Annotated in this window: 17 protein-coding genes; 10 read left to right on the forward strand and 7 right to left on the reverse strand. The window is 43.6% G+C overall.

The genetic code is table 11. The features are described 5' to 3' along the window. Positions 1 to 88 precede the first annotated feature (88 nt). The gene (tsaA, locus tag F975_RS05610) at positions 89 to 805 is read left to right on the forward strand and encodes a tRNA (N6-threonylcarbamoyladenosine(37)-N6)-methyltransferase TrmO (RefSeq protein WP_004751201.1); all 717 of its coding nucleotides are present in this window, start codon (positions 89 to 91) and stop codon (positions 803 to 805) included. 107 nt (positions 806 to 912) lie between these two features. Further along, positions 913 to 2,694, forward strand: coding sequence for a type IV pilus assembly ATPase TfpB (gene tfpB / locus F975_RS05615; protein WP_004751204.1), 1,782 nt, complete (start codon positions 913 to 915; stop codon positions 2,692 to 2,694). 297 nt (positions 2,695 to 2,991) lie between these two features. On the opposite strand, the gene hemP is transcribed toward tfpB, so the two are convergent. Continuing rightward, the gene (hemP, locus tag F975_RS05620) at positions 2,992 to 3,162 is read right to left on the reverse strand and encodes a hemin uptake protein HemP (RefSeq protein WP_004751206.1); all 171 of its coding nucleotides are present in this window, start codon (positions 3,160 to 3,162) and stop codon (positions 2,992 to 2,994) included. Positions 3,163 to 3,311: 149 nt separating this feature from the next. Between hemP and F975_RS05625 the strand changes: the two genes are divergently transcribed. Further along, the gene (locus F975_RS05625) at positions 3,312 to 4,208 is read left to right on the forward strand and encodes an NUDIX domain-containing protein (protein WP_004751209.1); all 897 of its coding nucleotides are present in this window, start codon (positions 3,312 to 3,314) and stop codon (positions 4,206 to 4,208) included. Here the strand turns inward: F975_RS05625 and F975_RS05630 are convergent. Further along, positions 4,205 to 4,765 carry a hypothetical protein gene (locus tag F975_RS05630; RefSeq protein WP_004751211.1) on the reverse strand — a complete coding sequence of 187 codons (561 nt, stop codon included), beginning with the start codon at positions 4,763 to 4,765 and terminating at the stop codon, positions 4,205 to 4,207. The two genes, F975_RS05625 and F975_RS05630, sit on opposite strands and share 4 nt — an antisense overlap. Before the next feature lie 77 nt (positions 4,766 to 4,842). Further along, positions 4,843 to 7,230 carry a penicillin-binding protein 1B gene (gene mrcB / locus F975_RS05635; RefSeq protein ID WP_034425787.1) on the reverse strand — a complete coding sequence of 796 codons (2,388 nt, stop codon included), beginning with the start codon at positions 7,228 to 7,230 and terminating at the stop codon, positions 4,843 to 4,845. Between the two features lie 190 nt (positions 7,231 to 7,420). On the opposite strand from mrcB, the gene F975_RS05640 reads away from it, so the two are divergent. Together F975_RS05640 and F975_RS05645 are read left to right on the forward strand one after the other, a co-directional pair. Then, complete coding sequence (locus tag F975_RS05640; protein WP_171063163.1) at positions 7,421 to 8,332, forward strand: NAD(+) kinase; 912 nt, start codon at positions 7,421 to 7,423, stop codon at positions 8,330 to 8,332. Next, complete coding sequence (locus F975_RS05645) at positions 8,329 to 8,601, forward strand: YeaC family protein (protein WP_004751217.1); 273 nt, start codon at positions 8,329 to 8,331, stop codon at positions 8,599 to 8,601. The genes F975_RS05640 and F975_RS05645 overlap by 4 nt, the downstream gene beginning before the upstream one ends. A 42-nt stretch (positions 8,602 to 8,643) precedes the next feature. Here the strand turns inward: F975_RS05645 and F975_RS05650 are convergent, their stop codons facing one another. Continuing rightward, positions 8,644 to 9,642 (reverse strand): glycosyl transferase family protein, encoded by a 999-nt coding sequence (locus F975_RS05650; protein ID WP_004751218.1) that lies wholly within the window; start codon positions 9,640 to 9,642, stop codon positions 8,644 to 8,646. 351 nt (positions 9,643 to 9,993) lie between these two features. On the opposite strand from F975_RS05650, the gene pheA reads away from it, so the two are divergent. The 3 genes from pheA to F975_RS05665 all read left to right on the forward strand — a co-directional run bounded on the left by pheA (position 9,994) and on the right by F975_RS05665 (position 15,011). Next, positions 9,994 to 11,100: a prephenate dehydratase gene (pheA, locus tag F975_RS05655; protein WP_034426166.1), complete on the forward strand. Its 1,107-nt coding sequence runs from the start codon at positions 9,994 to 9,996 to the stop codon at positions 11,098 to 11,100. A 48-nt stretch (positions 11,101 to 11,148) separates the two neighbouring features. Next, a complete protein-coding gene (locus F975_RS05660) occupies positions 11,149 to 13,407 on the forward strand; it encodes a bifunctional prephenate dehydrogenase/3-phosphoshikimate 1-carboxyvinyltransferase (RefSeq protein ID WP_004751223.1) in 2,259 nt (752 codons plus the stop codon). Positions 13,408 to 13,550: 143 nt separating this feature from the next. After that, a complete protein-coding gene (locus tag F975_RS05665; protein ID WP_004751224.1) occupies positions 13,551 to 15,011 on the forward strand; it encodes an aminoacyl-histidine dipeptidase in 1,461 nt (486 codons plus the stop codon). A gap of 151 nt (positions 15,012 to 15,162) precedes the next feature. Here the strand turns inward: F975_RS05665 and F975_RS05670 are convergent, their stop codons facing one another. After that, a complete protein-coding gene (locus tag F975_RS05670) occupies positions 15,163 to 15,792 on the reverse strand; it encodes an alpha/beta hydrolase (protein ID WP_004751227.1) in 630 nt (209 codons plus the stop codon). 129 nt (positions 15,793 to 15,921) lie between these two features. On the opposite strand from F975_RS05670, the gene yaaA reads away from it, so the two are divergent. Together yaaA and F975_RS05680 are read left to right on the forward strand one after the other, a co-directional pair. Beyond that, entirely contained in the window at positions 15,922 to 16,701 is a 780-nt protein-coding gene (gene yaaA / locus F975_RS05675; RefSeq protein ID WP_004751228.1) for a peroxide stress protein YaaA, read from the forward strand. Next, entirely contained in the window at positions 16,701 to 17,333 is a 633-nt protein-coding gene (locus tag F975_RS05680; protein WP_004751231.1) for an HD domain-containing protein, read from the forward strand. Before yaaA ends, F975_RS05680 begins: the two co-directional genes overlap by 1 nt. Before the next feature lie 6 nt (positions 17,334 to 17,339). Here F975_RS05680 and phrB read toward each other — a convergent pair whose 3' ends face one another. Beyond that, entirely contained in the window at positions 17,340 to 18,770 is a 1,431-nt protein-coding gene (gene phrB / locus F975_RS05685; protein WP_004751233.1) for a deoxyribodipyrimidine photo-lyase, read from the reverse strand. A gap of 95 nt (positions 18,771 to 18,865) precedes the next feature. Then, positions 18,866 to 19,348 carry an FKBP-type peptidyl-prolyl cis-trans isomerase gene (locus F975_RS05690; protein WP_004751235.1) on the reverse strand — a complete coding sequence of 161 codons (483 nt, stop codon included), beginning with the start codon at positions 19,346 to 19,348 and terminating at the stop codon, positions 18,866 to 18,868. Positions 19,349 to 19,368: the final 20 nt, after the last annotated feature.

Raw genomic sequence — 19,368 nt, forward strand, 5'->3', positions numbered from 1 at the left:
ATATATATAATAAAAACTAAGATGTATTTTAATCTAAAATGATTGCCGATAAACTGAATATATTTAATTGTGTTTATAAGAAAAAGTGATGATTACACCGCTTCAAGTTCCTTTCATCGGGTTAATGTATTCTCCCTTTAAGGAAAAATTTGGTATTCCACGTCAGCCGAATCTGGTTGATGTCGAGTCTTATATTGTCATGCAAGCCCCATATGATGACATTCGTGCTTTTGCAGGCATTGAAGAATTTAGTCATTTATGGTTGTTGTGGCAGTTTCATCACAATAAAGCATTAGACGGGTTCCGTCCGCAGATTCGTCCCCCACGTTTGGGCGGTAACCAAAAAATCGGGGTATTTGCTTCGCGCAGTATGTATCGACCTGCACAAATTGGGCTGTCTGTGGTGCGATTAAAGCGAGTAGAACAGATCGATGGGCAATTGCGAGTTTATGTATCTGGCGCAGATTTACTTGATGGGACGCCAATTGTTGACATTAAACCGTATATTGCCTATTCAGATGCGATTGCCGATGCACAAAGTGGTTATGCTAGCCAAGCACCCCAGTTAAAGCGGGTGATTTGGTCAGACACGGCTCTTACCCAGTGGACACAACTTGCTGAGCGAGGATTAGGCTCATCACGACAATATCAGGAAATTGAACAAGTATTGGCATTAGACCCGCGCCCAGCTTATCAGGATGACCCTGAACGAATTTATGGGCTACATTTTGCTGAATTTGACGTGCGTTTTCGGGTACGTGCTACAGAAATTGTGATTGTGGAACTGATTGAATATAAAAATTGAATAATGCTTTGTAAAAATATAGTTTCAGAGGAAATCATTAATCCCTATAGCAGAAAGTGCTAACATAGCCCGTATAAAATCATAATCAGTATTTTTTTGGGGTTCCTATGCATTCAAATCAACGGCTTACACAATTTTCTTATTCGATTGATTTGACGTGGTGCCTAGATCAACTACTGTGGGATAAAATAATTACCGAGCGGGATCATGCACTGGTACAAACCACGCATCGTAACAAAAAACAATTAGCATGGCATCCTTTGCAATGGATTGCACAATTTGACTTGGTCCATCAGAAAGAGCCCGAGAAAAAATTGACGTTAAGTTTACTTTGTCAATGGCTCGCCGAAAAAGCCAATTTACCATTTTATGTGATTGATCCGCTTAAAGTTGATGTTCCAGTGCTTACGGGGGTTATGTCTCAAGAATTCGCTACCCGTAATCATATTCTTGCGGTTGAAGTCAACGATGCCGAAGTGTTGATTGGAACAGATCAACCCTTTTTAAGCGATTGGATCGGGTATTTGGAAAATGGCTTAAAGCCGAAGAAAATTCAGCGGGTTTTTTTAAGCCCAGAGCAGTTACAGCGTTATTTGTCTGAATATTATCAAGTGAGTCGTGCGGTTCATTCATCACAAAAAAGTCAGAACTACGAACGTGATGGCCGTGGTGTAGAAGCCTTACTGCAACTGGGAGATATTAGCCAAAACCCCGATGCCAATGATCAGCATATTGTGAAATTGGTAGACTGGATTTTACAGTTTGCCTTTGAACAGGGCGCGAGTGATATTCACCTTGAACCACGCCGCGAACACAGTAAAGTGCGTTTTCGTATTGATGGCATTTTACATACCATCTATAAAATGCCTTCCAATACTTTAGGAGCAGTCATTGCCCGAATTAAAATTTTGGGACGGATGAATGTTGCCGAAAAACGTAAACCGCAGGATGGTCGTTTAAAAACCCGCACACCACGTGGTCTGGAAACCGAGTTGCGTCTGGCGACTTTGCCAACCGCCTTCGGTGAGAAAATGGTGATGCGTATTTTTGACCCAGAAGTGTTAGTGCGTAATTTTGAGCAGTTGGGATTTGACCAAAAATTATTGAGTCAATGGCAAGAACTGACCCAACATAGTCACGGCATTATTTTGGTGACTGGGCCTACAGGTTCGGGCAAAACCACGACTTTGTATTCAACATTGAAACAACTGGCAACCGAAGAGGTCAATGTCTGTACCATTGAAGACCCGATTGAAATGATTGAGGGTAGTTTTAACCAGATGCAAGTCAATCATGGCATTGAACTGGGGTTTGCCGATGGGATTCGTGCGCTCATGCGTCAAGACCCTGACATTATTATGGTGGGTGAGGTACGTGACCAAGATACCGCTGATATGGCAATTCAGGCGGCATTGACAGGACACTTGGTACTCTCGACTTTACATACCAACGATGCACCTTCAAGTTTGACGCGGTTACATGATTTGGGTGTGCAGCCATTTTTATCTTCAGCAACGTTGCTTGGAATATTGGCGCAGCGTTTGGTGCGTAAACTTTGCCCACAGTGCAAGCAAAATGCACCGATTAATGAACAGCAATGGATGCATCTCACGACGGACTATACGGTTGATGTGCCAAAAACAGCTTATGTGCCTGTTGGCTGTGAAGCCTGTCGCTATACAGGCTATAAAGGGCGTATCGGAATTTATGAGTTTATGCCGATTAGTCTGCAACTCAAGCAAATGATCAGTGAAAATGTATCGTTAAATGCCTTGCGCTTTCAGTCAAAAAAAGAGGGAATTGAACCGCTTCGTATCGCGGGTGCGCGTAAAATCATGGCGGGGGTAACCTCACTTGAAGAAGTGCTGCGGGTCGTACCATTAAGTTAATTTTGGCAGAGCCTTCATCTCAAAATTCAAATGATCTGGTTTTGTTGTCATTGCAATAGAACCAGTGTATTCGTCAAAAATCTATACTAAAATATGATTTAAATTTTTGAATTTATAGTGGTTTTTTGAGTTGAATCTAGAATTTCTGATCGCGAAAATCTTATAGACGCTTGTCAGTCCTGAGATGAAGACATTACCTGTGAGCAACAATTGCTTAAATAAAAAAGCAGCACAGTGTTTGAATGCGCTACTTTTTTCCACGTTTATTATAAACACCGCTATTTTCAATCAAGCTTATTATTTGGTGAGAATAAGTCGATTATTGCGTGTCAGGCGCAAGCGATATTCTTCTCCTGCGTGCATAATGCGAATTTCACGCCCGAGCGCAAATAAATTATTCGAATGCAGCAGTGGTAAAGACTGAGTAGTATCGGTATTACGAGTAAATAAGTTAAATGGTGCGTTCATGTTATTGTGTTCTCGTGGTGTTAATTGGCACTTTAAATGATAATTATTATCAAATGTGGCTGTCAACGAAAATTTAGCACTCCATGTAAAAACTTTGTAACATGCTCAGCGTCAAGGTTAAGCATGATGAAATGTACAAAGGAGCAGTGATGCAAAAATCCCACGTAGAAGTTGCCATTGGGCTCTTATTTTCAAAAACACGTGTCTTGGTTGGATGGCGTGATGCCGAGCAGCATCAGGGCAACAAGGCTGAATTTCCTGGTGGTAAGGTTGAGCAAGGTGAAACTGCACAGCAAGCTTGCCGCCGTGAGGTTTTGGAAGAAGTCGGGATTGATCTGGTAGACTGGCATCCATTTGAGAAAATTCAGCATGAATATGACGATATTATCGTGCATTTACATGTATTTTTTAGTTATGTGCCTGAAGCATTGTTAACGCAGATTCAGCAACCGTGGCAGTGGTATTCGCGCCCTGAACTGGCAACCCTGAACTTCCCGAAAGCCAATCGTACATTAATCCAGCGTTTGTTGTTTCCACAGCAAATTAAAATTCGGACGCAGTTACAGGAACTTGTCAGTCTGACTGAGGGGCAAGCAATTTATTATCGCCCTGAACAGCAGCCTGAATTGGAAAGTATTAAAAGTTTACCAGCCGAACTATTAGGCAAGTTAATTCTTAATCAAACCTTGGCAGAGCAGCTGAGCCTTGAGCAACAACGTCAACTCGCCGCCATTCATCTTAAACAGCCACAACTTTTAGCAACTCAGCAAGGTGAACTGCGCGTGGGGCAATGCTATGTAGCAGCCTGTCATGATTTGCATAGTTTAAAGCATGCTCAGCAGATTGGTTGTGATGCAGCATTACTCAGCCCAGTATTGGCAACAGCAACGCACCCTGACGTAACAGGGTTAGGCTGGGTACAATTTCAGAACTTGGCAGAGCAGGTTGATTTACCCGTGATTGCTTTGGGTGGGCTTAAAGCTGAGGATTTAGTAATTTACCAGCAAAATGCCGCTTATGGAATCGCAGGCATTTCTCAAGTTTAGAATTGCTGTAAAGCACGTTTTGCTTGTTGAATGGCGTTTTGGTTATGTTGAGTTTGTGCGATCTGCAAGCGAATCAGCCAAAGTTGCTTTTTGGTCGCATTGTCGTTTGCCAAACTTAGACCGCGTTGTAGCAAGGCCTCTGCATGATTATAGTTACGTTGTTTCTGAGCTATTTGTGCCAAGATCACATAACTTTGTGCCGCTTGTGGTGAAATACGCTGTGCCTGCAATGCCAAATGTTCAGCCTGAGTGAGATGGTTTTGTTGCAAAGCTTGTCGCGCTTGTTGAATCAGCTGGCGAAAAACGGGTTTTTCTGAACCATCTGGAGTTACTGCAGGTTGTAGAGGGACAGAATGGTTTTTTACAGGTATAGATTCACGTTTAATTTCAGGAACTTGATAAGGTATAATCTGAACGCCATTGGCATGAGAATGTGGGGTGGTTTTTTTATCTGTCGGGGGAGTGCTTTGATGCTTAGATTGGGGCTGTTGTGTCAGTTGGCTACAGCCAATCAGGCTTAAACTTAATACACAACTACTGATCAGTTTTAAATGCATTCGCGAGAGTTCTCCATCTAGATAATACTTTAAAAAAAGAATTGGGCAATAGTAATAACTATTGCCCAAAGATGAAATTACTGTTCGTAACTGCCGCTTGAAATGATACGTGTTGGTGTATTGGAGTTAGTGTCACTATTGTTACTTTCCCGAATCAGGTTTTCGAGATTATCTGGGCTGGTTGTGGTAGCGGGTGCAGATGCACTAGCTTCATCAGTAGATGCTTGATGATTTGGAAACCCGCAGCTACCTCCAGGTTCAGGCAAGTGGTCTGCAAGTAATGGAATATACATTGCACCTGAACAATTGACTGCTGACAAGCGTCCTGAATGCACATTAACCCATTGCCACTGAACATTGTTAGGTTGCTTAATATTGACAGGTTGCTGGCGTAACTGCTTCATGACATTAATCCATACAGGAAGTGCGCCTGAGGAACCTGTTAAACCTGTTACTTTGTTATTGTCTAGACCTAGCCATACTACAGTTAAATAATTACCTGAATAGCCCGCAAACCATGAATCACGAGTGTCATTGGTTGTTCCTGATTTACCCGCCAGTTTTAGACTAGAAGGTAAGCTATTATAGGCTGCTTTACCTGTACCGTTGTTCATGACTTGCTGTAAGCCATAGTTCAGAACATAGGCCGCTGCTGGATCAACAGTTTGTTGAACTTCGAGTCCATAACGGTTGAGTGTTTTGCCATTTGGATCAACAACTGAGCGAATGGCTTTGGTTGGATATTTAAAACCACCTGTTGCAAAGTTGTTGTAAAGACCCAAAACTTCCATTGGTGATAAGTTTACTGCACCCAAGAAAACAGATGGATAAGATGGAATATCACTCGTCACACCAAATTTGCGTAACTGATTGGTGAATGTTGCAACCCCAAATTCTTGTCCTAAACGTACAGCCGCAAGGTTATAAGAATGTTGTAATGCCTGCACCATCGGCACCATACCATGCTCACCACCATCATAGTTTTTAGGTGTCCAAGCCTTCCCTTGAGTTGGGATGCTAATAGAATTGTCTTGAATCGCGGATGCCCAATTATAACGGCCCGATTCAATTGCACTGAGATAAATCACAGGTTTGAGCAATGAACCAACTTGGCGTTTGGCATCAATGGTACGGTTAAAGCCAGTAAAGTTTTGTGTTGAACCTACGGCTGCAACCAGTTCGCCATTGTCTGGGCGCTGAATCAGTACAGCACCTTGTAAATCGGCTAACACACGAGGATTACGTTTTGACAGATTGTCTACGGTATCTTTAAAGCTGTTTTGAACCTTAGTTTGTGCAATCGGGTCAAGCGTGGTGAAAATACGTAAGCCCTGATTGGTCAGGTCAGATTCTTGGTATTCACTGCGTAGTTGACGACGAACAATATCCATAAAGTCTGGGAAGCGAGTTGGACCTAATGCAGGTTTTGCCACGACACCCAGTGGACGGGCACTTTCTTGTTCATACTGCGCTTGAGTCAGATAGCCCATCACCAGCATATTGTGCAAAACGGTATCGCGACGGTTTTTTGCCCCTTCAGGATTACGCCAAGGATTATATAAAGATGGTCCTTGTACCAAACCAACCAAGTAAGCTTGTTGGGCAATATTCAGTTCACCTAAAGGTAGACCAAAATAAAACTGTGAAGCTAAACCATAACCATTGATGGAATAGTTACCATTTTGCCCCAGATGCACTTCATTTAAATATGCTTCTAGAATCTCATCTTTGTTGTAGTGCATTTCCAGCAATATAGACATTAAGGCTTCATTGACCTTACGCTTTAAGGTTTTTTCTGGAGACAAGTAGAAGTTTTTCACCAGCTGTTGGGTGAGTGTTGATCCACCCTGGCGTTTACCGCCTGTAATGTTGCTGACAATTGCCCGAGCAGTACCACGAATCGAAATCCCATGATGCTCATAGAAATTACGGTCTTCTGTTGAAATTAGTGCATCAATGAGAGGTTTTGGTACATTTTTCAGCTTGATAAGAACGCGGTCTTCGTTATGCTGCGGATAGATGCCGCCAATCAATAACGGTTCGAGACGAGTCATTCCTGTACTAGATGGTTTGGTCGTGCGCACGTCCTGCATTTGCTCATTACCAAAGGCAATATGCAAAACTTGTTCAGGCTCGTTACTGTCGCCAAAGTCAAAGCCACGCGTATGTACATAGACGCTATTGCCATTCAGTACATAGCTGCCTGGTTGAGTATAACCATCGGCTTTTTTATAGCCCAGCATTCCTAGCTCTTGTAGAAAATCAGGTTCATTTACAGGTGCCTGATTGTATATTTCTAAAGGGCGTGCATATACTTTGGCAGGGATATCCCAACGCTGACCTTCAAATTTCTTTCGAATAACACTATCAATATGAATAACATACGCGCTAAAGACGAGAAATCCTACGATAACAACAATACAAAAAATCAGGGGAAATAAACCAAGACCGCGTTGTGACTTCATAAAAAGTGATAAGCTATCCGACATAAACCCTGTAATCATGCGAAGCTTTTATTTATTTTGCAATGATTATTCGTGAAACAATACAAAATTAAGCAATAATTTAGCGTTTTATCAGAGGCTTTGTATTGTTTTTTCAAACCTGAAACAACGTGTTATTATGGCTGCGAATCCGAACGGAGCGCTTGAGTTGGTGAAAATCTCACACAAGTCGTTTCGCAACATTGGGCTAATTGGACGACCAGAAAAAGCCGCTGTTGTAGAAACACTTTGTCTTATTTATGACCATTTGCTGAAATTGGGATTACATCCAATTTTTGATGTCGAAACAGCAAAACTTGTCCCTTATCAAAATTGCCAGATTGTCAGCCGTAATCTGATGGGTGAAGTGGCAGATTTGGTTGTCGTTGTAGGCGGTGATGGTTCTTTATTACATGCCGCACGCGCACTGGTGAAGTACAATACACCTGTAATCGGGGTCAACCGTGGACGTTTGGGATTTTTAACCGATATTAATCCAGTTGAAGTGCTACAAAAACTGGACTTGGTGCTCAAGGGAAATTTCCAGCTTGATCGGCGCTTTTTGCTGGAAATGGAAGTTCGCACTGCAGGCGAAACTGTTTATAGTGCCATTGCACTGAACGATATTGTATTGCACTCAGGCAAGTCGGTGCATATGGTGGATTTTGAACTCTCCATAGATGGGCAGTTTGTTTACCGCCAGCATAGCGACGGTTTGATTGTTGCGACTCCGACAGGTTCGACTGCTTATGCATTGTCAGGCGGCGGTCCAATTATTCACCCAAGTATGGATGCAATTGTCTTAGTGCCGATGCATCCGCATACACTTTCATCTCGACCAATTATTGTTGGTGATCAAAGTGAAATCAAAATTACCGTCCGTAAAAACCGTATTTTACCGATGGTCAGTGCCGATGCGCAGCATAGCGTGGCGCTAAATGTTGGAGATGTTTTGTATATTCGCAAACATCCCTTTAAATTAAGTTTATTGCATCCACCTGGTTATGACTTCTATATGGCATGTCGTACCAAGTTGGGATGGCATCAGGATTTTGAAGCATTGCAGCAGCAGGAAGAGTCATGAATATTGAACAAATGCTCTCGGTCTTAGACCCCGAAATTGTACAACGTCTAAAAACAGCAGTTGAAATTGGTAAATGGCCTAATGGTGTTGCCTTGACCCAAGAGCAGCGCGAAATTTGTATGCAGGCTGTGCTGGCATGGGAATATAAACATTTACCTGAAGAAGAACGTACAGGGTATATTGACCGTGGTACGAAAGAAGAAGGTGAAGTTTGTGAAGATGATCATCACAAAAATGAGCCTGAATTTAAGCCAATTCGCTTTGTCTAAATAAAAAATCCCCAAACGGGGATTTTTTTATGCCCATGGTTTTTATTGATGACGAGTTTGCCATAAGGTTTGGGCTTTTTGCATGGCAGCGTCATAACTGTCCTCTACACCCATGCTATATAAAGCAATACCCATGGTTTCAACCACAGCTATCTCACCATAGCTATGCTGTTGTTTGCCTTCCCAAACTGCTTTAAAGATATTTAAATCTAACTCTTCTTCGGTTGCACTGCGCTCTGGTGTGAGTTTAGGTAATTCATATTCGTACATTTCACCATCACGAATGCCGCAAATTAAGGTCTTGGCATCAGGATTACGCTCAAACTCACCGCCTTCACCTTTAATTACAGCACTATTTTTATAGCCAAGAGTAAATGCTGCACGTTGGTGTGAACTACGATAAGCAGGATGGAAAATCGCCTGTAACGTAGCTTTAGCGTTAAACGGGTTAATTAAGCGTGCTAAGGTGTGAATCGGGGAGCGTAGCCCCATGACATTGCGTAAACCAATCAACTCATCCAGTACAGGTGAAATCGCAGCGAGAGGTAAATAAGCAAAGTTGCGCTGTTTTAATTCTTGTTCAACGTCTTCTTGCGTATGGCAAATCGGATAGTTGAGAAACTCTAAAACCTGCTCGGTATAAACGCGGTTTAAGGTATGACCTGCTGCACCATGCATCACCACGCGATAGCCATGTTGTGCCAGAGTCAGCGCCGCCAGTAAAAACCATGGATAATGTTTACGTTTACCTGCATACGATGACCAGTCCAGATCAACCTCAAGTGGATGGTAGTGAAGCTGATCTTTAGTGGCTTGTACAAAGCCTGCCAGTTCTTCGACCGATTCTTCTTTGACACGTAACAACATCAGAAATGCACCAAGTTGTACATCGAGCACATCACCTTTAAGAATCATGCTAAATGCATCATAGGCTTCCTGAAAAGTCAGTGAACGCGCACCTGTTTTGCCTTTGCCAATAATACGAATGTACTGTGCAAAAGGATGCTCAAAGTCTTGATAGATATTACGTTTAGTTGTCATGATCGAATTGTGGGCAAATAAAAGATATTCAGCATACTAGCATAAGCTGTGCCAGAACCAAGTGTGGTTGTATGGTGAGACCATGACAAAAAGAAATGTGCAGTAATACTTCGTTTTGTGAACAATACCACTGTATTTTTATCTCGCCTGTGAATGTCGACGTTACAGTTGAGATTCAAGATGAGTGCAGGATCGAGATTGAGCTAGCTCTAGCTATACTCTAGCTATAGTTGTTAAATGCATTGATCTACTCGAAAAACTTAATTTGCCACTTAGGATGTGATGACATTTCCCAGTTGAATGTGGTTATACTTGCAGGCAGAAAAAAACATGAGCACGGGGCGAAATGACATGATCCAAGATGATCAGAAAACGACTTCTCTGAATTTAGAACAATTACGTTCGGATATTGATAGCGTAGACCAGCAGATTCAGGATTTATTGAATCGTCGTGCACGCTTAGCGGAAGCAGTTGCCAAAGCCAAATTTGCAACTGAAGAGAATCCTGTGTTTTATCGCCCTGAACGCGAAGCGCAAGTTTTACGTAAAGTGATGGAACGCAATGAAGGCCCGTTGTCTGATGCGACCATGGCACGTTTGTTCCGCGAAATTATGTCAGCATGTTTGGCACTTGAAGCACCACAAAGCATTGCTTTTTTAGGCCCTGAAGGCACATTTACCCAAGCTGCAGCCTTGAAGCATTTTGGTCAGGATGCAATTGTACGTCCAATTGCAACCATTGATGAAGTATTCCGTGAAGTTGAAGCAGGTAGCGCACATTATGGCGTTGTCCCTGTAGAGAACTCATCTGAAGGTGTGGTCAACCATACTCTAGACTGTTTTAAATCATCGAACCTGAATGTGATTGGTGAAGTTGAATTGCGCATTCATCACCAGTTTTTAGTCTCGGAAAATACTCGTAAAGACAGTATTAAACAGATTTATGCCCACCAGCAAACCTTGGCTCAATGTCGCAATTGGCTGGATATTCATTATCCTGGTGTTGAACGTGTTGCTATGACTTCTAATGCGGAAGCGGCACGCCGTATTCGTAATGAATGGCATTCAGCAGCAATTGCTTCTGATATTGCGGCAACGATGTATGGTTTAGAAATATTGCATAGCAATATTGAAGATAATCCTGAAAATACCACACGTTTCTTGGTGATTGGCCGTGAGAAAATTCCTGCAAGCGGTAATGATAAAACCTCTTTATTGATTTCTGCGCATGACCGTGCAGGGGCACTCTTAGAGATTTTAGAGCCATTTGCCAAGCACAATATTAGCCTGACCAGTATTGAAACCCGTCCAGCGCTTCCTGAAAAATGGGCGTATGTATTCTTTGTTGACTTGGAAGGGCATATTGATCAGCCAAATGTTGCGGCTGCACTTGATGAAATTCGCCCACTGGTTAAAGAATTACGTGTACTGGGTTCATATCCTGTTGCCGTGTTGTAATCTGCTGGTTGAGCATTTTTATCGTATTGAGCATAGAGGCAAATTTTGGTGGTAGTTTCAGAAACACAGCCCTTGTTTCATAAAGTGGCATTTATTGGGCTAGGCTTGATTGGTTCAAGTCTGGCACGTGTGATTCAGGCAGAAGGCTTGGCAACACAGGTTGTAGCATCAACACGCTCAGCCAAGACCTTGCAAGATGCAAAAGCATTAGGACTAATTCAAGAGGGCTATGCCTCTGCAATTGACGCCGTGCAAGATGCGGATCTCGTGGTATTGGCATTGCCTGTACAAGCCACTGAAAAAGTCTTGGTGCAAATTAAGCCATATTTAAAAGCCGATGCGATTTTAACCGATGTAGGCAGCACCAAAGGTAACGTGGTGGCTGCGGCACAGCGTGTATTTGGTGAGAGTCTGCCTGTGGGTTTTGTGCCGGGGCATCCGATTGCGGGCAGTGAACACACGGGTGTACATGCAGGAAAAGTGGATCTGTTTGCGCATCACAAAGTGATTTTAACGCCATTGTCAAGCAGTGCGCCTTGGGCAGTTGAAAAACTGATTACTCTTTGGCAGGCAGCAAAAGCCGAAGTGATCTGTATGGATGTGCAAAAGCACGATGAAGTGTTGGCACATACCAGTCATTTACCGCACCTGATGGCGTTTAATTTAGTGGAGCAACTGGCAAACCGCGAAGATAATCTGGATATTTTCCGTTATGCCGCAGGTGGTTTTCGAGATTTTTCACGAATTGCAGCATCTGATCCGCAAATGTGGCATGACATTTTCTTTGCCAACAAGACTGCAATTTTAAAAGCTGTCGATGGCTTTGAACAACAACTGGCGATTATTCGTGGGCTGATTGAAAAAGAAGATTCGCAAGCGCTGATGGGCTTGCTCGGACATGCCCAAGCCGCGCGTCAACATTTTAACCATATGCTTGCCCAAAAACCTTTAATGGAGAAAGACAAGGTGACCCAACAATTTACCATTCAACCTCAACAGCATCGTTTTCAAGGAACATTTACCGTTCCGGGTGATAAATCGGTGTCACATCGTTCGATTATGTTTGGTGCAATTGCTGAAGGCACAACACATGTCACAGGCTTCCTTGAAGGTGAAGATGCTTTGGCAACCTTGCAGGCCTTTCGTGATATGGGCGTGTCGATTGAAGGTCCAAAAAATGGTGAAGTGACCATTCATGGTGTGGGCATGCACGGTTTGAAAGCGCCAGCAAGTGCGTTGTATATGGGTAACTCAGGTACCAGTATGCGTTTGCTTTCAGGTATGTTGTCGGCACAGAAATTTGATACGGTCATGACGGGTGACGCATCGTTGTCAAAACGCCCGATGGAGCGTATTGCCAAGCCACTGCGTTTAATGGGTGCACAAATCCAGACCACAGGTGAGAGAGGTACACCACCTGTCAGCATTACAGGTTCGCAAGCCCTCAAAGGCATTCAGTATGATTTGCCAATGGCATCAGCTCAGGTGAAATCAGGGATTTTGCTGGCAGGTTTGTGGGCAGAAGGTGAAACTTCAGTGACTGAACCTGAACCAACGCGTGACCATACTGAACGTATGTTGCGTGCCTTTGGTTATGAAGTAAAAACCGAAGGTAATCGTATTAGCCTGCAAGGCGGTGGTAAATTGGTCGGTACAGATATCCAAGTACCTTCAGATATTTCTTCTGCGGCATTCTTTATGGTGGGTGCAGCGATTTGTGAAAATGCTGATGTCACCTTAGAAGCAGTTGGGATTAACCCAACTCGTACAGGCGTGATTGAAATTCTCAAGGCCATGGGTGCTGATCTTGAAGTGTTGAATGAACGTATCGCAGGCGGTGAACCGATTGCCGATATTCGTATTCGTGCAACACGGACATTAAAAGGGATTCATATTCCTGAAGACCAAGTGCCATTGGCGATTGATGAATTCCCAGCCCTGTTTATTGCTGCTGCGTGTGCCGAAGGTGAAACGGTGCTGACAGGCGCTGCTGAACTGCGCGTGAAGGAATCTGACCGTATTCAGGTGATGGCAGATGGTTTGCAAGCGATGGGTATCCAATGTACCCCGACTGAGGATGGTATTATCATTCAAGGTCAGGGAAAATCTGGCGACTGGTCACCAATCTTTAAAGGCGCTCAGATTGAATCGTACCATGATCATCGTATTGCAATGAGCTTTAGTATTGCCGGACTACGTGCTGCTGAAGCGATCACGATTGTGGGTACGGAAACGGTTGCGACCAGTTTCCCAACCTTTACTGAACTGGCAAATCAGGCAGGTTTAAGCATCGAAGTCTCTGAATAATTTGACCTGTTTTAAAATTAAAAGCCAAGCATCTGCTTGGCTTTTTTATATCTGTAGTTCTCTTTCGGCAAGGTTTTACCTTGTCAGCTCATTTTGCAGTATAGTGAAACCAAACAGACTTATTTTCTTTACGAGACCAGATCATGAATGTCGTTGATTTTTCTCAACTCTCACCACAAAACGTCTGGCAGCATTTTGCCACTTTATGTCGTATTCCTCGTCAGTCCAAACAAGAACAACAACTACGCCAATATTTACAGGACTGGGCGAAAAACAAAGGCTTAGACACTTATGTGGATATTGTTGGAAATTTAATTATCCGTAAACCTGCAACTGCAGGCATGCAGCATAAAACAAGTGTGATTTTGCAAGGGCATCTGGATATGGTGACCCAAGCCAATCGTGGTACGGTACATGATTTTAGTCGTGACCCAATTCAGCCGATTTTGGAAAATGGCTGGCTGGTTGCACCCAATACCACACTCGGTGCGGATAATGGTATTGGTGTAGCGCTGGCGTTGGCTGTACTGGATGCCGATGATATTGCTCACGGGGCGATTGAAGTGTTGCTGACAGTCGATGAAGAGGCTGGCATGAGTGGTGCACGTTTTCTTGAAGAAAATGTCCTGCAAGGCAAATGGTTATTTAATATTGATACCGAAGAGTGGGGACAACTGTATCTGGGCTGCGCAGGTAGTCAGGATATCGAAGTCGAGCAAACCTTGACTTATGTGCAAACTGATGCCGAACTGACTGCAGTTGAAGTACAGGTACTTGGACTTAAAGGTGGGCATTCGGGTGTTGATATTCACTTGGGCCGTGGTAATGCCAATGTGATTTTGGCGCAGTTTTTACAGCAGCATTTACCTAAACTGCAAGCGCATCTGGTTGAGTTCTCAGGAGGTACAGCGCGTAATGCCTTACCACGTGAAGCCACTACCAAGATTGCTTTGCCAAAATCAGAACTTGCTCAATTAGATGCTCTACTACAACAGGCTCAAACAGATTGGCGAATGCAACTTAAAGGTGTAGATGAGGCGATTGAATTGCGTGCTCAGCCACTTGATGAAGTTGTCACTGAAGTGATTGCCCGTGAGCAGCAACAAGCATGGCTAGCTGCTTTGTCGAGTTGTCCGTATGGCGTGGCACAAATGAGTCAGGCACTGCCTGATGTAGTAGAAACCTCAAACAATATCGGTGTGGTGCGTTTAAACCATGAACAAGCCAGTGTGTTGATTATGGTGCGTTCAATGGTCAATGATGAACTGGAAGCACATGCACATCGGATTCAGCAGCATTTTGAATATTATGGGTTGCATTCGAACCTTGCGCCATTCGTTTCGGGTTGGACACCGAACCCAGAATCGGCCGCCTTAAAATGTCTGCAACGCGCTTATCAGGATACTTTCCAGATTGAACCTGAACTTAAAGTCATTCATGCAGGTTTAGAGTGTGGAATTATTGCCGAGCATTATCCTGACTTGCAAATGGTGTCTTTTGGTCCAGATATTCAGGGCGCGCATGCACCAGGCGAACGAGTCAAAGTGGATACAGTCGAAAAATGCTGGCAGTTGTTGGTGGCTGCACTCGCAACAGTTGATTAAAAAATGCACCTGATTAGCCAGTGTCGCTGTGCGGATCAGGTGCATTTCGTTTTTTTGATTGAGCTCATGCTCCAAATGAATTGAGCATGTTTTTAGTATCTTCCTAGATGCAATACATTCGGAATACAACTTCTTGCCATACAATACGAATTTACAAACGAAGATATTGGCTAATCACTTGGCGAAGTGGTTTTAAATAACCTGTAAAGAAGTGGTTTGCCCCTGGAAAAATCGTAATGGGGTGTTTTTGCGGTTTTGCCCAAACAATTAAGTCACTGAGCAAGGTAATATCATCTTCTTCGCCATGTACAAATAACATATCACCTTGAATTTCAGGTGTTTGATAGTCACGTAAACCACGTACCATCGCTGTCGGTAAACCACATAACACCAACTGTTTTGGACGCTGTGCAACATCGAGTGCAGCGTAACATTTGGCTAGCACATGCGCACCAAAGCTAAATCCACCTGCATAAAAATCAAGGTTCGGATGCAGTTCACGCAATTGTTGCAAGATTGCCAAAATATCGTCGGTTTCGCCAAAACCTTCTTCATGCAAGCCTTCTGTTTGTCCTGCGCCGCGGAAACTTGGACGGTACACAATACAGCCGCGCTCGGTCAAAATATTCGAGAGTAACATCGGGACTTTATGATGGGCTGTACCACCTTGTAGCGGATGCGGATGACAGACAATCGCAAAACTGCGAATTGCTCCCTGTGGGCGGTCAACAAAAACCTCAATTTTCCCAGCAGGACCTTGTAAAAAAATCGTTTCAGGCATAGAACTCGATGAGCTTAATTTTAAAGTAGGGGTCATGATTGTACCGATAAACGCCATCAGAAACACGAATTGGCGTTAGAAATAGGGGACTGATATAGTGGGCAGAATATAGCAAAAATGAGGATGTCTATGCTGGCTTTAATTTCACCTGCGAAAACACTGGATTATGAAACTGCATTGCCAAGTAGCAACTTTACTCAGCCACGTCTGCTTGATCAGTCTGAGCAGTTGATTGAGGTGTGTCGTGAGTTGTCCGCATCGCAACTGGCAAGTTTAATGAGTGTCAGCGAAAAAATTGCACAGCTCAATGTCGCGCGCTTTCAAGATTGGCAAACCGAGTTTGATCTTGCCAATGCCCGCCAAGCCATTTTTGCATTTAAAGGTGATGTTTATACAGGTCTAGATGCCTATGCATTGAACGACCCACAATTGGATTTTGCCCAACAGTATTTACGTATGTTGTCAGGTTTGTATGGTTTGCTTCGTCCACTGGACTTGATGATGCCCTATCGTTTGGAAATGGGCACAAAACTGCACAATCCGCGTGGCAGCAACTTGTATGAATTTTGGGGCAAACGTATTACCAACCTGATCCAGCAAGATTTGCAGCAAGCCAACAGCAATATTTTGCTGAACCTTGCGTCGGATGAATATTATAAAGCGGTGAAAGAATCTGAGTTGGATGCGAAAATCGTCAAACCTGTATTCCTCGATCAGAAAAATGGCAGATACAAAGTCATTAGTTTCTATGCCAAAAAAGCCCGTGGTTTAATGGCACGCTTTGTGATTGAGCAGAAAATTCAGCAGGTTGAAGATTTAAAAGCCTTTAATAGCGAAGGTTATTATTTCGATGCTGAAAACTCTAATGCTAAAGAGCTCGTATTTAAACGTGAAGAACAGGCAGCATAATGCTGACTTTTCAGCAGCAGTTTAGTCAGGCATGGCGAAAACTATTCGTACAGTTTTCACCTGAGTACTGGTCATTGCAGCAGCATGAACAGTGCTTGGCAGAATTGCTGCAAGCTTATCAGGAACCACAACGTGCCTATCATCAGGTACAGCATATTGTGGAATGTCTAGCGTTGTTTGAAAAAGTACAAAGTCAGATTGAAGATGGTTTAGCGTTGCAACTGGCAATTTTCTTTCACGATGTGGTGTATCAGCCCCGTTCTGCAAGCAACGAACAGGATAGTGCCATGTGGATGCGGCAACAACTGGCAGGCGCATTGCCCCAAACTCAGCTTGAGAAAATTGTGACTTGGATTTTGGCGACACAGCAACATGCCACAACGCCTGAGTCAGATTTAGTCTATTTACTGGATATTGATCTGGCGATTTTAGGCAGCTCAGCTGTACGTTTTGCCGAGTATCAACAGCAAATTCGGCAGGAATATGTATGGGTCGATGAACTGATTTATCAGGAAAAACGCACGCAAGTGCTGCGCCAGTTTTATCTGGCACAACCTTTGTACCAAACCCGATATTTTCAGCAGCACTATGAGCAGCAAGCCAAACTCAACTTGCTGCAAGCATTGGGTTAATTCGGGCTAATCCAGTGCTTTAAATGCTTCGATGGCACGCACGCGACTGCTTTTCAGATCGACAATTGCTTTGGGGTAGCCTAACCCAGCTTTATAGCCTTTGGCATAAGGCTCATGAATGTTCTTATCATCTAAAGATCGAAGTTCAGGCACCCAGCGACGAATATAATCACCATTTGGGTCAAATTTTTCTGACTGACTAATCGGGTTGAAAATCCGAAAATACGGTGCTGCATCTGTGCCTGTCGATGCGCTCCATTGCCAGCCACCATTATTGGCTGCCAAATCCCCATCGATCAGATGTTGCATAAACCATTGTTCGCCTTTACGCCAGTCAATCAGTAAATTCTTGGTGAGAAACATCGCGCAAATCATGCGTACCCGATTGTGCATCCAGCCTGTCGCCAGTAATTGCCGCATACCTGCATCGACAATCGGGATGCCCGTTTTACCTTGTTGCCATGCGCTTAAACCTTCAGGATCATCACGCCATTGCAGTTGCTGGGTTTTAAGCTGAAAGGGCAGGTGCTTAGAGACTTGAGGGTGATCAAACAAAATATGCTGATAAAACTCGCGCCAGAGCAATTCATCTAGCCAGGTCTGCTGTCCCTGATCGGTGATTAAAAACTGTCCTTGCTGTGGGCGAAATAACGCCTGTACGCATTGGCGAATCGACAGAATTCCAATATTCAAATATGCCGATAGTTGACTGGTGCCTGCTTGAGCAGGAAAGTCACGTTGCTGCTTGTAATCTGCCAGTGTATTTTTCAGAAAATTATCCAGTTGCTGCTGTGCATGCAATTCACCAACAGTCCAAAGTTGTTGTTGCTCAGAAGAAATGGCGCTGTAACCCAGTTCATGCAGTTCAGGAATATTTTGTTCTTGTTCACTCAGCTCAAGTTGCAGAGGTGTTTGAATGGCAATATTAGGATAGCAGGCAGGTAATTGTTGATTGAGCCGCTCGTAGCAGTTTTTCTTAAAAGGCGTAAACACCTGATACGGCTGTCCTGACTGATTACGAATACTGCCCACAGGAAATAATGTGCGGTCTTGGTACAACTCCAGTTGAATATTTGCTCGTGATAACTGATCTTGACAGTGTTTATCACGTTGCAGTTCATGCACACCGAGTTCAACATTGGCATGGACTTTCTGAACTTGAAGACGCTCGCACAGTTTGAATAACACAGAGGGAATATCTCGCCAAACTGGCACAATTTTAATGATCAGTGGAATATTATAGTGTTGTAATTGTTGCTGTAACTGGCGTAATTGACGCAAATAAAAATCCAGTTTAATTGGCGCATCATCATGTAGTTGCCACTGCTTGGGAGACAAAATCGCGAGTGCGAGACATGAACCATTTTGACTGGCATGCCATAAGGCTGCATGATCAGAAATCCGTAAATCTTGACGAAACCAAATCAGGGTAGGCATAAAATCAAATCAGTCTTAAGTACTTGATGAGTCAAAAATAGCATAAAAAAAGCAAAGCGCTAGGCTTTGCTTTTTAGATTTGCGCTCGGCAAAACTTAGTGGTGGTGACCACCTGCACCGTGAACATGACCATGCTCAAGTTCTTGCGCAGTCGCATCACGCACTTCAACGATTTCAACTTGGAAAGTCAAGTCTTGACCAGCAAGTGGGAAGTTTGCATCAACGATGATTGTGTCGCCTTCAACTGATTTAACAGTCACGATTTGTACGCCGTCATCAGTTTGAGCTTGGAACTGCATACCTGCTTCGATTTTCTCAACGCCTTGGAACATTTGCGCAGGAACTTCTTGTACGAGGTCTGGGTTGTATTCGCCATAACCTTCAGCAGCAGGAACGTTGACAGTTAATTTTTCGCCAACAGTTTTACCTTCAAGTGCTTTTTCTAAGCCAGGAATGATATTGCCTGCACCGTGCAAATAGGCAAGTGGTTCGCCTTGAGACTGGTCAAGTGTTTCACCCTCAGCGTTTGTTAATGTGTAGTGGAATGAAACCACGTGGTTATTTGCAATAGCAGTCATGTTTGAAATCCATACAGAGT

This window comes from Acinetobacter brisouisimilis (assembly GCF_000368265.1).
In the GTDB taxonomy this organism is placed as follows: domain Bacteria; phylum Pseudomonadota; class Gammaproteobacteria; order Pseudomonadales; family Moraxellaceae; genus Acinetobacter.

Coding starts and splice junctions, on each gene's coding strand:
- pheA (WP_034426166.1), top strand. CDS start 9,994: ATGATCCAAGATGATCAGAAAACGACTTCTCTGAATTTAGAACAATTA.
- phrB (WP_004751233.1), bottom strand. CDS start 18,770: ATGCCTACCCTGATTTGGTTTCGTCAAGATTTACGGATTTCTGATCAT.
- F975_RS05625 (WP_004751209.1), top strand. CDS start 3,312: ATGCAAAAATCCCACGTAGAAGTTGCCATTGGGCTCTTATTTTCAAAA.
- F975_RS05690 (WP_004751235.1), bottom strand. CDS start 19,348: ATGACTGCTATTGCAAATAACCACGTGGTTTCATTCCACTACACATTA.
- yaaA (WP_004751228.1), top strand. CDS start 15,922: ATGCTGGCTTTAATTTCACCTGCGAAAACACTGGATTATGAAACTGCA.
- mrcB (WP_034425787.1), bottom strand. CDS start 7,230: ATGAAGTCACAACGCGGTCTTGGTTTATTTCCCCTGATTTTTTGTATT.
- F975_RS05650 (WP_004751218.1), bottom strand. CDS start 9,642: ATGACAACTAAACGTAATATCTATCAAGACTTTGAGCATCCTTTTGCA.
- F975_RS05645 (WP_004751217.1), top strand. CDS start 8,329: ATGAATATTGAACAAATGCTCTCGGTCTTAGACCCCGAAATTGTACAA.
- hemP (WP_004751206.1), bottom strand. CDS start 3,162: ATGAACGCACCATTTAACTTATTTACTCGTAATACCGATACTACTCAG.
- tsaA (WP_004751201.1), top strand. CDS start 89: ATGATTACACCGCTTCAAGTTCCTTTCATCGGGTTAATGTATTCTCCC.
- F975_RS05630 (WP_004751211.1), bottom strand. CDS start 4,765: ATGCATTTAAAACTGATCAGTAGTTGTGTATTAAGTTTAAGCCTGATT.
- F975_RS05670 (WP_004751227.1), bottom strand. CDS start 15,792: ATGCCTGAAACGATTTTTTTACAAGGTCCTGCTGGGAAAATTGAGGTT.
- tfpB (WP_004751204.1), top strand. CDS start 913: ATGCATTCAAATCAACGGCTTACACAATTTTCTTATTCGATTGATTTG.
- F975_RS05665 (WP_004751224.1), top strand. CDS start 13,551: ATGAATGTCGTTGATTTTTCTCAACTCTCACCACAAAACGTCTGGCAG.
- F975_RS05680 (WP_004751231.1), top strand. CDS start 16,701: ATGCTGACTTTTCAGCAGCAGTTTAGTCAGGCATGGCGAAAACTATTC.